At 59.9% G+C, this 13,748-nt stretch carries 15 protein-coding genes and 1 pseudogene; 9 read left to right on the top strand and 7 right to left on the bottom strand.

Annotated elements, in window-relative coordinates; genetic code table 11:
- Positions 1-186 precede the first annotated feature (186 nt).
- Genes mutL through ACR0C3_RS19345 form a run of 3 tightly spaced genes read left to right on the top strand, consistent with a single transcriptional unit; the run spans position 187 to position 4,690 of the window.
- Positions 187-2,049: a DNA mismatch repair endonuclease MutL gene (gene mutL / locus ACR0C3_RS19355; protein WP_480760029.1), complete on the top strand. Its 1,863-nt coding sequence runs from the start codon at positions 187-189 to the stop codon at positions 2,047-2,049.
- Between the two features lie 57 nt (positions 2,050-2,106).
- On the top strand, positions 2,107-3,336 hold the full coding sequence (locus ACR0C3_RS19350; protein WP_170473196.1) for a DNA recombination protein RmuC: 1,230 nt from the start codon (positions 2,107-2,109) through the stop codon (positions 3,334-3,336).
- Between the two features lie 28 nt (positions 3,337-3,364).
- Entirely contained in the window at positions 3,365-4,690 is a 1,326-nt protein-coding gene (locus ACR0C3_RS19345) for an adenylate/guanylate cyclase domain-containing protein (protein WP_480760027.1), read from the top strand.
- 4 nt (positions 4,691-4,694) lie between these two features.
- On the opposite strand, the gene ACR0C3_RS19340 is transcribed toward ACR0C3_RS19345, so the two are convergent.
- From ACR0C3_RS19340 to ACR0C3_RS19330, 3 genes are read right to left on the bottom strand one after another with little or no spacing between them, the layout of a single operon-like run.
- Positions 4,695-5,099, bottom strand: coding sequence for a hypothetical protein (locus ACR0C3_RS19340; RefSeq protein ID WP_480760025.1), 405 nt, complete (start codon positions 5,097-5,099; stop codon positions 4,695-4,697).
- Positions 5,100-5,144: 45 nt separating this feature from the next.
- Positions 5,145-5,795, bottom strand: a complete 651-nt coding sequence (locus ACR0C3_RS19335) for a ChrR family anti-sigma-E factor (RefSeq protein ID WP_170721875.1) — start codon at positions 5,793-5,795, stop codon at positions 5,145-5,147.
- A gap of 10 nt (positions 5,796-5,805) precedes the next feature.
- Positions 5,806-6,321, bottom strand: coding sequence for a sigma-70 family RNA polymerase sigma factor (locus ACR0C3_RS19330; RefSeq protein WP_425084919.1), 516 nt, complete (start codon positions 6,319-6,321; stop codon positions 5,806-5,808).
- A gap of 291 nt (positions 6,322-6,612) precedes the next feature.
- On the opposite strand from ACR0C3_RS19330, the gene ACR0C3_RS19325 reads away from it, so the two are divergent.
- The 4 genes from ACR0C3_RS19325 (at position 6,613) to ACR0C3_RS19310 (ending at position 8,415) form a co-directional block, all read left to right on the top strand.
- A complete protein-coding gene (locus ACR0C3_RS19325; protein WP_480760024.1) occupies positions 6,613-7,383 on the top strand; it encodes a DUF1365 domain-containing protein in 771 nt (256 codons plus the stop codon).
- 87 nt (positions 7,384-7,470) lie between these two features.
- On the top strand, positions 7,471-7,788 hold the full coding sequence (locus ACR0C3_RS19320; RefSeq protein ID WP_170661996.1) for a DUF3775 domain-containing protein: 318 nt from the start codon (positions 7,471-7,473) through the stop codon (positions 7,786-7,788).
- Between the two features lie 139 nt (positions 7,789-7,927).
- On the top strand, positions 7,928-8,155 hold the full coding sequence (locus ACR0C3_RS19315; RefSeq protein WP_480760022.1) for a DUF1127 domain-containing protein: 228 nt from the start codon (positions 7,928-7,930) through the stop codon (positions 8,153-8,155).
- Positions 8,156-8,211: 56 nt separating this feature from the next.
- Positions 8,212-8,415: a DUF1127 domain-containing protein gene (locus ACR0C3_RS19310; RefSeq protein ID WP_170473219.1), complete on the top strand. Its 204-nt coding sequence runs from the start codon at positions 8,212-8,214 to the stop codon at positions 8,413-8,415.
- Between the two features lie 102 nt (positions 8,416-8,517).
- On the opposite strand, the gene ACR0C3_RS19305 is transcribed toward ACR0C3_RS19310, so the two are convergent.
- Genes ACR0C3_RS19305 through ACR0C3_RS19290 form a run of 4 tightly spaced genes read right to left on the bottom strand, consistent with a single transcriptional unit; the run spans position 8,518 to position 12,009 of the window.
- Positions 8,518-9,660 carry a saccharopine dehydrogenase family protein gene (locus ACR0C3_RS19305; protein ID WP_480760021.1) on the bottom strand — a complete coding sequence of 381 codons (1,143 nt, stop codon included), beginning with the start codon at positions 9,658-9,660 and terminating at the stop codon, positions 8,518-8,520.
- 3 nt (positions 9,661-9,663) lie between these two features.
- The gene (locus tag ACR0C3_RS19300) at positions 9,664-10,719 is read right to left on the bottom strand and encodes a saccharopine dehydrogenase (protein ID WP_480760020.1); all 1,056 of its coding nucleotides are present in this window, start codon (positions 10,717-10,719) and stop codon (positions 9,664-9,666) included.
- A gap of 14 nt (positions 10,720-10,733) precedes the next feature.
- Positions 10,734-11,348 (bottom strand): glutathione S-transferase family protein, encoded by a 615-nt coding sequence (locus tag ACR0C3_RS19295; protein ID WP_480760019.1) that lies wholly within the window; start codon positions 11,346-11,348, stop codon positions 10,734-10,736.
- A gap of 10 nt (positions 11,349-11,358) precedes the next feature.
- Entirely contained in the window at positions 11,359-12,009 is a 651-nt protein-coding gene (locus tag ACR0C3_RS19290) for a histidine phosphatase family protein (protein WP_480760017.1), read from the bottom strand.
- 134 nt (positions 12,010-12,143) lie between these two features.
- On the opposite strand from ACR0C3_RS19290, the gene ACR0C3_RS19285 reads away from it, so the two are divergent.
- Both ACR0C3_RS19285 and gcvT read left to right on the top strand, forming a co-directional pair.
- Positions 12,144-13,325: a Zn-dependent hydrolase gene (locus ACR0C3_RS19285; RefSeq protein WP_480760016.1), complete on the top strand. Its 1,182-nt coding sequence runs from the start codon at positions 12,144-12,146 to the stop codon at positions 13,323-13,325.
- Positions 13,326-13,627: 302 nt separating this feature from the next.
- A pseudogene (gene gcvT / locus ACR0C3_RS19280) lies at positions 13,628-13,748 on the top strand (glycine cleavage system aminomethyltransferase GcvT); the annotation flags it as partial.

Genomic DNA, 13,748 nt, shown 5'->3' with positions numbered 1-13,748 from the left:
GGTCATTTGCATTACCGGCTAAAACCTACCACTCACTTCGGTAAGTCCGGGCAGGGTTCGGTGAGGGCGGCACAGCCAGCCCCCGAACGCTGTCCGGCCCCCCTCCCTTCTTGATCTGAAAGATCGGCCGATATTACGGTTCAATCCGGTGGCAGAATCGGGCCGTGATGTGCTAGGTCTGGTGGTATGGCGCAGACGACCCCCAATATCAGCGAAACACGACCCGTTATCCGGCAGCTCGACGATGCTGCGATCAACCGCATCGCCGCCGGTGAAGTGGTCGAACGTCCGGCCTCGGCCGTCAAGGAACTGGTCGAGAATGCCATCGACGCCGGAGCCACCCGTATTGCCATAGATATCGCGGACGGGGGCAAGACCTTGATTCGTGTCACCGATGATGGCTGTGGTATCGCGCCCGAGGATCTGCCGCTGGCCTTGTCGCGTCATGCGACCTCGAAAATCGACGGGTCCGACCTTTTGAACATTCACACCTTCGGCTTTCGGGGTGAAGCTTTGCCCTCGCTCGGCGCGGTAGGTCGTTTGTCGATCACCAGCCGCGTTCCGGGGGCGAATGCGGCGTCGATTGCGGTTTCGGGCGGCAAGATGGAGGCGGTGAAGCCCGCCGCCCTTCGTGCAGGCACAGTGGTCGAGCTGCGCGATCTGTTTTTCGCCACGCCGGCACGGCTCAAGTTCATGCGCACCGATCGGGCCGAGGCGCAGGCTATTGGCGATACGGTCAAACGCCTCGCCATGGCTGAGCCTTCCGTCACGTTCACCTTGCGCGACAGCTCGGGCGGAGGTGAGGGCCGCGTGACCTTCCGCGCCGACCGCGAGAATGGCGATCTTTTTGATGCCCTTCACGCCCGTCTGGCCCACGTGATCGGGCGCGAGTTCGCCGAAAACGCCCTGCAGATCGATGCGACCCGCGAAGGCATCCGGTTGTGCGGTTATGCTGCCCTTCCGACCTATTCGCGCGGGGCTGCTGTCGCGCAATACCTGTTCGTCAATGGCCGTCCGGTCCGTGACAAGATGCTCACGGGCGCGCTTCGGGCCGCATACTTCGACTTTCTCAGCCGTGACCGCCACCCTGCTGCGGCGCTTTTCATCGACTGCGATCCGACGCTGGTGGACGTGAACGTGCATCCCGCCAAGTCAGAGGTTCGGTTCCGCGATCCCGGCGTCGCGCGTGGTTTGATCGTATCCGCCCTGCGCCACGCGCTGGCCGAGGCCGGGCATCGGGCGTCCTCGACCGTTGCCAACGCGACTTTGGGCGCGATGCGGCCCGAGGCGCCTCAGCCCATCCCTGCGCGGGTTTACCAGATGGACCGCCCGTCGCAAGCGGTTCGGCAAGCAGCGTATCGGGCGAAATCCCCCGGTTTCGCCGAACTGGCTAGGGACTATAGCGGCAGCATCGTTGAGCCGACGCCGGTTGTGACCCCGGTGACCGCTGAAGAAGCCGCGCCGCAGGACATGCCGTTGGGGGCCGCTCGTGGGCAGGTGCATGAAAATTACATTATCGCGCAAACCGCCGACGGAATGGTCATCGTCGACCAGCACGCCGCGCATGAGCGGTTGGTTTATGAAAAACTCAAAACGCAAATGGCCGAGAACGGTGTCGCCGCGCAGGCTTTGCTGATCCCCGAGATCGTCGAACTGTCCGAAGGCGATTGCGCGCGGCTGATGGCAGTGGCCGATGACCTCTCACGCCTTGGCCTGACGCTGGAGCCTTTTGGCGGCGGTGCCATTGCCGTGCGCGAAACCCCTGCCATTTTGGGTGAGGTCGACGCCCGTGCGATGATCCTGGATATCCTTGATGAACTTGCCGATCAGGGCGACAGCCAGATGGTGCAAGCGCGGATTGAGGCGATCCTCAGCCGCGTTGCCTGCCATGGTTCGATCCGCTCTGGCCGCCGGATGCGGGCCGAGGAAATGAACGCCCTGCTGCGCGAGATGGAGGCCACCCCGCATTCCGGCCAATGCAACCACGGGCGACCCACTTATGTTGAACTGAAACTCAGCGATATCGAGCGTCTATTCGGGCGCAGTTGATCCGGTATCGCGAAGCGTTTAAGAAGATGGAAACAAAGCGAGAACATACAGGTTCATATGATTGAGATTGCAGGCACCCAATATGCGCTGAATGACCCGGTAATCCTCGTTACGGGTGGCGTTCTGGCGCTGATCCTTTTGTTGCTATTCCTGTCGCTGCGGGCGTCCCAGCGTTCCGCGCGGATGGCAGAACCTCTGGCGCGTCAGATGGCACATCTGGGGCAACATGTGCAGGCCTTGGGGCAGGGGCAGGAGCAATTGCGCGGCGGGTTGCAGCATGTCTCGGACACGCAGGCCAATGCGCAGGTGCAGGTGATCCAAACGGTCGAATCCCGCTTGTCCTCGGTACAGCAGCAGATGAATGACCGGCTGGCCGACAATGCCATGAAATCAGCCCGCGCGCTGGCTGAGATGCAGGAGCGGATGAAGGAATCTCTGCACGGGTCCTCTAAGCAGACCGCGACCTCGCTGACTCAGCTGCAGGAGCGGTTGGCCGCCATCGACAAAGCGCAGGACAACATCACCAAGCTGTCCGGCGATGTGTTGTCGCTACAGGATATTCTGTCGAACAAACAGACCAGGGGCGCGTTTGGTGAGATTCAGCTGAACGACATCGTCTCCAAAGCGCTGCCGCATGACAGTTTCCAGTTGCAGGCGACGCTCTCGAACGGACGCCGGGCGGATTGTCTGATCCATCTTCCGAACCCACCGGGGCCGATTGTGATCGACAGCAAATTCCCGTTGGAGGCCTATGAAGCGCTGATTGGCTCGACCAATGACGCCGAACTAAAGGCGGCGGTTCAGATGTTCCGCGGCACGGTGCGCAAACATATCAACGATATCGCTGAGAAATACATTCTGGACGGTGAGACCGCCGATGGCGCGCTGATGTTTTTGCCGTCCGAGGCGGTCTATGCCGAGTTGCACGCCAAGTTCCCCGAATTGGTGCAGGAGAGTTTCACCAAACGTGTTTGGATCGTGTCGCCGACCACCTGCATGGCGACGCTGAATACGATGCGCGCGATCCTCAAGGACGCGCGGATGCGAGAACAAGCAGGCGCCATCCGCAAAGAACTTGGGATGCTGCACAAGGATGTCGAGCGTCTGGGCGACCGCGTTGCCAATTTGGATCGCCATTTCGGGCAGGCGGCCAAGGACATCTCGGACATCAAGATCAGTGCGGAAAAAGCTGGCCGCAGGGCGCAACGGCTTGATAACTTTGATTTTGAGGAACTGGCGCCAGAGGGCCCCTCGGAGGTCGTCCCTTTAACGCGGCACGAGGGCTGAGTGCGCATCCTGACAGACAGGTTGCAGAATGAAAAATGCGGCGCACCCGCCCGAAATTGACCAACTGCTGAGAACGGCCGAGCAGGACGCGGAGCAGATCGTTGGCCTGTTGCGAATGGGTGTTGCGGCGGGCCTTGGCGTCTTTTTCCTCGTCACGATCCAACCGGTTTCGAACAGCGGGCACTCGGTTCTGGAGCGCCAATGGGCGTTCGCATTCGGAACCCTCTTTGCCTATTTCCTGCTTGGCTTCGTGACATGGACAGCGGCCCGCAGGGGGCGCTTTTCGGGTTGGATGGCCTGGCCTGTGTCGGGCGCGGATTCTGTGTTCCTGATTGTCTCGGTTTGGTTGGGCTTGCTCAATACCGGCCTTGTCGGGGACGAGGTCTTCGTTTTGCCCGCCGTCTGGCTGGCCCCTGTGGTTCTGGCTTTCGGAGTATTGCGCGGCAACCCCAAGGTCATGTTGATGCAGGTTGTCTTGCTGTCGCTTGGGTTTCTGTTCCTGATCGGGATAGATGCAGGATCCGCGAAGGGTCACACAGACAGTCCTATCTGGCTGTTTCTGGCACCCCCTCCCAACCTGATCCGTGTCTTCATGATCGCCCTGGCCGGGGTGGTTCTGATCGTCGCCGCAAGGCGGGTTCACAAGTTGCTGTTCCAATCCATAACTGAGGCGCAGCGTCGCGCAAACCTGACGCGTTACCTGCCCTCGCAGGTCGTTCAGGACCTCGGCGACAGCGGATTGGCGGCTTTGAAAAACGGACGCCGCCAGAAGGCCGGTTTGATTTTCATCGATCTACGCGGATTCACGACACTGTCGCAACAGCTTGAACCGGATGAGGTCTCTGAGCTGGTCTCAGACTACAGGCGTCGGGTCTCAACCGTCGTGCGTCGGGATAATGGGATCATCGACAAGTTCATCGGAGACGCGGTCATGATCGTGTTTGACGGAGAACAGGCCGCAAAACGGTGTCTGAACTGCGGCGCAGGACTGTTGGACGAAATGGCCCGCTGGACCGCCGAGCGTAAAGCGGCGGGCCTCCCATCCCTTGGCGCCGGAATCGGCTTGCATTGGGGTGAGGTGTTTCTCGGCGTGATAGGCGATCAGGACAGGCTGGAGTTTTCGGTGTTCGGAGACGCGGTGAACATAGCCGCACGACTTGAAAGCCTGACCCGCGATCTGCAAATGGACCTGATCGCCTCGAACGACCTTGTGACAGCGGCCGGAGGGCCGGGCCTGTTGGACGGGCTGGTCAGCATCCCCCCGATCGAAGTCAAAGGCCGCAGCGGCGCATTAGAGCTGTTGGGGGTTCCCATTCGGTCTGAAAGCGCAAAAGACCACAAAGAGGCCAAGTAGCAACTTACTGGATCGACAGGTCCAGATTGTAACCCACGGTTTTGCCCGTATCCCGATCATTTCCCATTAGATAGACACGGATCGTATAGTCCCCGTCCTCGGGCAGATCGATCCGGGCGGTGTTGCCGTCGATCGAACCGTTATAGATCGCGACGCCATCGCTGCCGGGGGGCAGGATGTTGAAATAGACCACACCATCGCCGTTGGTGTCGCTGACCTTGAGGTCGGCAAACATCTCTTGCCCGGCTTTCGCGCCGAGCGAGTAGTCAAAAAACTCATCTCCGGTCACGGTACCGTTGACCATGGTGCCAAAATTGCCTGGCTCGAACTTAACGTCGGCCTCCATCTGAGCAGACGCAATCGTGGCAAAGCACGCAATGCCAAGCGCGATCAAGCTTGTTCGGTTCATGAAATATCTCCTGTCAGAGGAAGTTCTGATCCGAACTATACACGATCAGATCCGCAGGAAGGGCTGGAAAAGGCGCGGCATCAGCTTATTGAACTTCAACGGCGCGTCCGTGACAGCCAAGCAGATGCAATCCTCGGTGATGTCCGCCGTCGGCGTGTGATGCAGGTCTTCATCTGCAATTTCGACATCGCCGCGTGCGAAGCGGTCAACCTCATCTGAAAACGCGCCCTGGAGAACCATCGTCAGTTCAGTGCCGTTGTGACTGTGATCCGGTACGGCGACACCTGCGGGAATGAACAGCAAGCGGGCGGTGGCCTCTTTGCTGGTCGGCAGGATCGCCTGCTTCACGCCCATACCGATCGGTTTCCACTGAATGTCATCAACTGTCCCACCGACATAGTCTTGCAGGGGGGTCGGTAGGATGGCGCAGCCCGGACGGGCGGGCTTGGGGGTCGGTGCGCCTTGAGAGATCAGGGCCATCGTTGCGGCAAGGGATGCGTCGCTCATGCTGACAGCATCGGGTTGTGCATCCAAAACATGTCCGCCCACGGCCTCATAGCTTTCGGCGCGCGCACGGCAGTGGTCGCAAAGCGACAGATGGGTTGCAACCATCAGGTCGAACGCCTCGGGCAGAGAGCCGGCGGCATAGGCCATCAGCAGCTCATCTGTCAGGTGATGTTTAATCGACTGGCTCATCTTGCTCATCTCAGTTCATCGCGTGGCGCAAGCGGTCCAGCGCCAACCTAATACGTGATTTGATCGTTCCCAGGGGCAACCCGGTCTGAGACGCAATCTCTCGGTGGCTCAAATCACCGAAATACGCCTTCTCGATCAGTTCTCTCTGCGCCTCTGGCAACGCCAGCATGGCGGTACGCAGCTGCGCGGTTTCCTGTTGCAGCGCAAGGACATCGTCCTGGTCCGGCTCAGCCTCGGGGCCCCATCCCAGTTCCTCGGGTTCGGGACGGCGTTGCTTGCGCAGGACGTCAATGCGCTTGTTCCGAGCGATGGTGAACACCCAAGTGGCCACCGTGGCCCGCGACGGATCGAACAGATGGGCCTTGTGCCACAAGGTCGCCATCACCTCTTGCGCGCACTCTTCGGCCAGCGCAGCGTCTGATCCTGACTTCATCAGGAACGCCTTGATACGCGGCGCGAAATGCTGGAACAGCTCGGCAAAAGCCGCCTGGTCCTGCGCGTCTCGGATGCGCCTGACATGTTCCACCCACTCGGTCCTGGTGTCGCAACTGCCGTTCGTTCCGTTCACCTGTCTACCCTTGATGCGTTTCTTTGCGCGCCAAGGCTGAGGGGCGGCCTGTTCAGCCGCAGGTTCGTCCAAGGTCACGGTATTGATCTCGGTAAACATAACCGGATTACGCGGGGGGCACCAAGGCGGATCACTTTCATGCGACAAAAAAAGTCCAAACCGGGGTGGATTCCGTATTTCAAATGACGTCTCTTTTCTGAAAAGGGCGCAAGTCGAACAATTTACGGGCAAAGCAGGACGCGCGGCGGAATGAAAAATATCGACCACATAGCAGGTTACACCTATCACGGTCGCAAAGGGGCGATTGAAAACGCCTTTCGCTATTCGGTCGATTACATCCTGCTGGACCCCGAGGCCGATCTGTCCACGCCGCTTCTTTTTTCGGTTGACCGAGTGAATATAACCAATTGGCGCAAGTCAGATCACGGCGGTGAACCGGGGCAGGGGATCGGAGCCCCATGGCTGCGCGCCCGGTTTGAGGAACTGGAGGTGCCCCAGCCTGCGCAGATCATGTTGCTGACGCAGCCGAGGGTTCTGGGCCATGTTTTCAACCCGGTCAGTTTCTGGTTCTGTTTCGATGGGGATGGGCAGCTTTACGCTGTGGTTGCCGAAGTCACAAACACTTACGGGACACGCCACAGCTATGTTTGCCACAAGCCGGGTTTCGCGGTCATCGACCCTTCGGACCGGGTGGTTGCGGACAAGCTGATGCATGTGTCGCCCTTCCAGAAGATTGAGGGGAAATACACCTTCCGCTTCGACTATCGCCCAGATCGTGTTGGGGTGTGGATCGATTATGGGCGTGAAGGAGGCGGGCTGATCGCCACGCTGACGGGTCCGCGCCAGCCGCTGACCAACCGCTCTATTCTGTGGTCGTTGTTGCGCCGTCCGTTTGGCGCACGGCGCACCTTTGCGCTGATCGTGTGGCAGGCGGTCAAACTGTGGATTAAGAAAGCCCGGTTTCGTCCGTTCCGCACCGCGCCTGTTCCGGATCAGCCCGTATCGCGGGTTCGGCGATAGTTGCCCCTCTGTTTGCGTAAGATCAAAGACTCAGGGCGCGTGTCGGGGTCTGATGTGTCGAAACCGCGAACAAGAGGAGCTGAAGGCATGTTGGAAATTTCGGCAAGGAAAGTGGCTCAGGTTGCCATGATGGGACGTGAGCTGGGACGGGCCGAAGGTGAATTGCGCGCCTTTGTCGACCGGATGAGCGAGGATGAGCAAGCCGAACTGGTCGCCATCATGTGGGTTGGGCGCGAAAGCTTTTTTGCCGAGGATCTTGCCGAGGCCATTGCCACCGCCAAATCCGAGGCCTCAACCCCCTGCGCCGACTATCTGATCGGCACACCGCATCTGTCGGACCATCTTGAGAACGGGTTGGATGCCTTGGGCATATCGGCTGAGGATATCGAGAACGATCTGATGTAGCCGAAGGTTCCGGATAGCGCGCGCCATCGCGCTCCAACTTCCTAAAGAAACTTTAATGGAACGCTGCTTTTTGGTTAACGCAGCGTCCCTTTATTTGATGTCAGTACTGCACTGAAAATCAAATTTAGGAGGAAAAGAAATGGCACATACACATACTGCAGAAGCCCGGACTGGCCTCTTTGGCGGTTTGTTCTCGAACTACGCGGACGCAAAGGTCGAGTTTTTTCGGAGACGCATTTTCTCGAACACGGTGCGCAATCTGGAAAGACTTTCGGATCACCAACTCGCGGATATCGGGATTGATCGGAGCGAGATCAAACAGCGCGCCTACGCGAGCGTTTTCAACGGTGCCCCGCTTCGACATTGAAACAGGGTCCGCGACCGTTCGCAAACGCTGTTTTCTTAATGAGTGAGGTAACGAATATGTTTGATGTCATCCCGCCCGTATATCAGCCAACGCCGTCTGCTACGGCTCTGCTGTTGTTTGATCGCGCCATGCGTATCAAGGCCATAAGTCCGGAAATTGTGCGTGCCGCGCAGTATCTGGATGGCTTGAGCGACAATCAGTTGGCCGAGTTGGGCATAAACCGCAGCGATATCGAGGACACGATCAATCGATATATCTGACGCTCGGGCGTCGTAAGGAAAGCCAGACTAAGAGATGGAAAAAATACGAGATTGAAGGCCATTCCAGACATGCTGGGATGGCCTTTTTCTTTTGCCGGCTGGTTAACCCAGGTGATCCACGATTTGCAGATGCTGCGCGAGCGTGTCGATTTCACCCATCCAGCCTTGCACCAGTTTCGGATCGCTGGGTGCCGCGTGAACGCCAGCTGGGATGGCGCGGTTCAGGACGGCCTCAACCGCCAGTGAGACCGGGATCGACACCAGTCGAGCCATCGCGGTGCCGCGTTCATCGCCCCAGGCATCCATGACGTAGGTTTTGTGCCAAACCTCAACGCCGTCTTTCTCGGCCTTCAGGCCAACGCAAAGCACCACGCGGTCGGGCTCGCCTTCGTCATATGCGTTATCGGCCCAGAACTGGTCCGACATCTCTTTCAGACGCGCTTCACCTTCGGGCCCTGAGAGGGTTTCGATTTCGGTGAACACGTCGTCCCAGGCATCGGTCCAGCCGTTCAGGCGCAGGGTGCCGCGGACGAACTCTTTGACCGGCCAATGATCCTCGAACTGGTATTCGGCCATGAAAGGCAGCGAGTCGCGGTTTGGGTAGACCTCGAAGCTTTCCGGGGTCGGCAGTGGCGCGATATAGCTGCTGATCGCGTCCCAAGGGCGGGCGACGTCCAGCGGGGCATAGTCGCGGATCGATTTTGACGGTGAGCGAAGCGCCTTGAGGACGCCCAAAGGCGACCAGCTGAACTTGTAGCGGAACGGGTTCGGGTTCTTGGGGATGCCGCCACAATAGGAGATGAAGCTGAGGTGGTTCTGCGCGTCGAACGCGTCCGATGCGCGATAGTCATCGACCAACGCGTGCGCCATCAGGTGGTCGATGCCCGGGTCCAGACCAACCTCATTGACCAAAGCCACACCAGCCTCACGCGCTTTGTCGTCCAGCGCGCGCATTTCAGGCGCGATATAGGACGACGAGACGAAGTTCGCTTCCTTGGAGATCGCCAGTTCCGCCAGCGGCACGTGCCAGTCGCCCGGCAGCATCGAGACGATCACATCACCTTTCTCCAGCACCGCGCCCAGAGCGTCGATGTCGAAGGCACGGATGTCGTCGGTCAGGTCACCGACCTCGGCCTTGGCCTTCTCAACGGTTCGGTTCCAGACGGTAACCTTGTGCCCGCCTTCGATCAGGCGGCGCAGGCCGGGGATGGCCGACAGGCCGGTGCCACACCAGTGAATCGTCATCGCTCAGAGTCCTTCGATATGAGTTTTGTAGGTTGCTTCTGCCCGACCCCAGACGCCGCTGTCCAGATCGGTTAGCGTCAGCAGAGACGGCAGCAGTTGCGCCGCATAGTCTTGCGAGCTTTCGACCGGCAGCATTGAGGGCAGGTTGTCGATGGCCATCACGTCCATCACCGGGTCGGTCGCAACGCGCAGGGCGGGGGCCTCCCACGTGGTGGCACGGTCATAGACCGGGACCGGGTTATAGTCGCTGTCCGGGTCGCAGGCCACGTCGCCGATGGCGGTCAACTTACGCGGCGCGGTCAACGCCTCACGGGGGACAAAGACCGGCGTGCCGGGGCGCGCGAAAATGCAGTTCAGGAACAGGTCATGGTCCAGGATTTCCGGGAATGGTCCTCCGCTGGCGGTTTCAGCCATGTCCCATTTGGTGACGCTGACACCCATGGCTTCGCACATATCTGCGGCACCTGTGCCAACACGGCCCAATGCGCCGATGACGATGGCACGGGGGCGGTCAGCGCCGGTGGCGTCCAACTCGGCCAGCAAATCGGCGTTCAGGGCGTCTTTGTTGGCATAGACGCCAACGGGCGGGCATTCCTGTCCCCGTTGCTGCGCGGCCCATGTTTTCAGCGTGACCGCGGCACCGGCATAGCCAGCCCAATAGCCAAAGGCGGCGACGCGTCGGCCGTCTTCGTCCACCAGATATTCCAGATCATAGAGCGTGCCGCCGCCCGCCTTGAACCGCTCCAACAACGCCCGGCCGGAATGTTGGCCTTTGTAGGCATGGCCGAACATGATGTGTCGATGCGGCAGGGGGGTGCCGTCTTCGGGCAGCTCTTTCAGGCCGAAGATGATCGCGTCCTGCGGGGCCTCGGGCCAGCTGTTTTCAGCCGCGATCTCGCATCCCGCGTCCTTGTAGCCGTCCAGCGGGATGGCACGGACAGAGCTTTCCTCGACCGTCACACGAATACCTGCCGCGATCAGCGCGGCGGCGCCTTCGGGGGTCAGGCCAACCCGTTCTTCGTTCGGGCGCTGTTCTGCCCGGACCCAGAGATGTGTCATTGTCATTCCTTTTGTCAGAGCATTCCGGCGGCATGGGCCGCCTGAACGGAAGGGCGAGCCTCCATCGCCTCGCGGAAGGCGAGAATTTTGGGGAAGGCCGAGACGTCTACGCCGTCGCCCTCCAGCCAACTGCAGACCACGTAGAGGTAGGCATCGGCGAGCGAGAAGGACTCACCCAGAACGAACGGCCCGCGCAGCCCGTTCGATGAGATGTATCTACAGGACGCGGTCATGGTCTGCGCGACCTTGTCCTTCATATCCTTCCAGCTGGATTTCTTGTCGGCCCAGCGGTGCCCGCGCATCTTGTGGGCATGGTTCACATGCATTGTCGAGGCGAGATAGTACATCACCTCGCGCATCCGCGCGGCCATGACCGGGTCTTCGGGGACCAACCCGGCCTGCGGGGCGATAGTTGCGATATAGTCCAGCAACGCGCCGGTTTCGGTCAGAATACCGCCATCCACCGCCAGCGCCGGAACCCGGCCCTTGGGGTTGATCTGCTTGTAGGCGGGTTTGGTCTGTTCGCCATCGGCAAAGTCCAGCCGGATCGCCTCATAGTCCAGACCGGCCTCCTCCAGCGCTATGGCGACAGCGACCGAGATGGTGCGGGGAGCGTAGTAAAGCTGCATCGAGACCTCCTTACAGATGGGTCTGGGCGAACTGACGGTCTGGCGCTTCCAGATGCGGGGTCGCGTTGAAAAGAACCGGGCTGAGCTGCGCTCCAATCGGGTGGAGGCGGTGCATCGAAGTGTTCATGATGGCAAGCGCCACCCGCGCCATCGACGGGATATCCAGACCCATTGCCTGCCGCACCACCATCGAGATCAGCCCACCCGAAGTTACAACAATGGCCGGCCCACCCTCGGTTCCGATTTCATGCAGGGCGTCACTGACGCGGGTTTCAAATTGTTCGAAGGTTTCGGGTGCGTCCTGGATATTGCCAGCGGCCCAGGCGGCGAATGTGCGGGGCAGGTGGTCAACAAACCCTTCGCGATCTGTGGGGATCGTCACACCGTGCTGTTCGTGAAACAGCTGCGCCAGGGTGAAATACTCGATCTCGTTTAGGCGTGCGTCGCGAACCGGCTCAGGCAGCCCCATGCTTGAGGCCGTTTCAACATGTCGGGTCAGCGTGCCGCAATAGACGCGCGGATAATGTGCCCGCGTGTCGCGCAGATGCGCGCCCAGCCAGCGCGACTGCTGGTGGCCCAGATCGCTGAGCTTGTCATAGTTAACCTCGTCCCGCGCGGCCGTGTTGGCCTGACCGTGACGAACCAGTGTGATATGTGACATGGCGGTCCCTCTTGCTGGCAAGTCTTAGGGCAGGTTCCGGGCCGGGGCCAGAGGGGTTTGGCAAAAATTGAAGGGTGATTGCAGGTTGCCACGCGGGCGCTATGGTTGGCCGCGCAACACGTTGGGGGGAGTTCATGGCAATCAACGAAAACCGCTTTTTGGCCGATCTGCACAAGCTGCGCGAATTCGGTGCCTCGGGCGTGGGCAAAGGCGTCATCCGTCCCGCCTATTCCGAGGCCGACATTGCCGCCCGGACATGGCTGGCGAACCGGATGGCAGATGCGGGCCTGACCCCGCGTTTCGATCCGGTCGGGAACCTGTTTGGTTTGGCCGATGGGCCATCCTTGCTGATGGGGTCACATAGCGACAGCCAACCCGAGGGCGGTTGGCTCGATGGTGCTTTGGGCGTGATCGCCGCGCTTGAGATTGCGCGTAGCAGTGATCAGCCTGTCTCGGTCGTCAGCTTTCAGGATGAAGAGGGACGGTTTGGCGTCACCACAGGCTCGGCTATCTGGTCGGGCGGGCTGCCTTTGGATCAGGCGGACAAGCTGACCGACCACGCGGGCATACCCTTCGCCACGGCTCGGGGTGCGATGGGCGATCTGGCCGAGGGCTTTGTCGATCCCACCCGTTTCACCGGCTTCATTGAGATGCATATCGAGCAAGGCCCGACGCTTGATACCCAGAAAGAGCAAATCGGCGTTGTAACCGACATCGTCGGCATTCGCGATATGGTGGTTCAATTCGACGGTCAACAGAACCACGCCGGAACCACGCCGATGCATCTACGCCGCGACGCGTTTCAGGCTCTGTCTGCGTTCAACACCCGTCTGAATGACCGGTTCCGAAACGTGGTTACGCCGCAAACCGTCTGGACCATTGGGCATGTAGATCTGCACCCCAACGCCTCGTCCATTGTGCCTGGGCGGGCGCGGTTTTCGATGCAATGGCGTGACGGGGATGCCGACCGTTTGGCAAGGATGGAGGAGATCATTCGCGCCACAGCCGCCGAGATCGCCCTAGAAATGGGCATGGGCCTGAGCTACGGCCCGATGCTGGGGCTGGAGCCGGTGGCCATGGAACCCTCGCTGAGAGCAGCGTTGGAGCATGGGGCCGAACAGGTCGCGCCCGGTAAATGGCGCAGGATGCCCTCGGGCGCGCTTCATGACGCTACCAACGTCTCGCGCCTGATGCCGGTTGCCATGCTGTTTGTGCCGTCTATCAACGGAATCAGTCACGATTTCGCCGAGGATACCGCCGAAAGTGACCTGGTCGCCGGGCTTCATGTGCTGGATCACGCCGTTCAAAGGCTGTAGCCAAAACCGCAATGAGCTGTGGCGAATACGCAAATTCTCAATTGTCTGCATGACCATAGCCAAACTCCGAGTTAAAAGTGCAGCTTCGCAAATGTGCCAGTTACCAGCGCTGGGAATATCGTCTGTTGCCTAACGGAAAAAAGTTTCCTATAGGAACATTGCCGATGCATGCGCTCGTATACATGCCCGCTTTGGCTGCGGTTCTGGGCCGAAACACCAAGGCTGAATCGTTGCATTAGATCCAGCTTGGGGCAAACTTACGGGTATGCGTTCCGACCACTCGATACGAAAAGGTATCTGCCATGACCGACGCACCGAATCGCACTCCACTTTACTCTCTTCATGTTGAGTTGGGTGGCAAGATGGTTGATTTTGCGGGCTGGGAGATGCCTGTTCAGTATCCGTTGGGGATTATGGGGGAGC

The sequence above is a fragment of the Ruegeria sp. CK3 genome (assembly GCF_056536565.1).
This window is presented reverse-complemented; position numbering and strand designations above follow the sequence as displayed.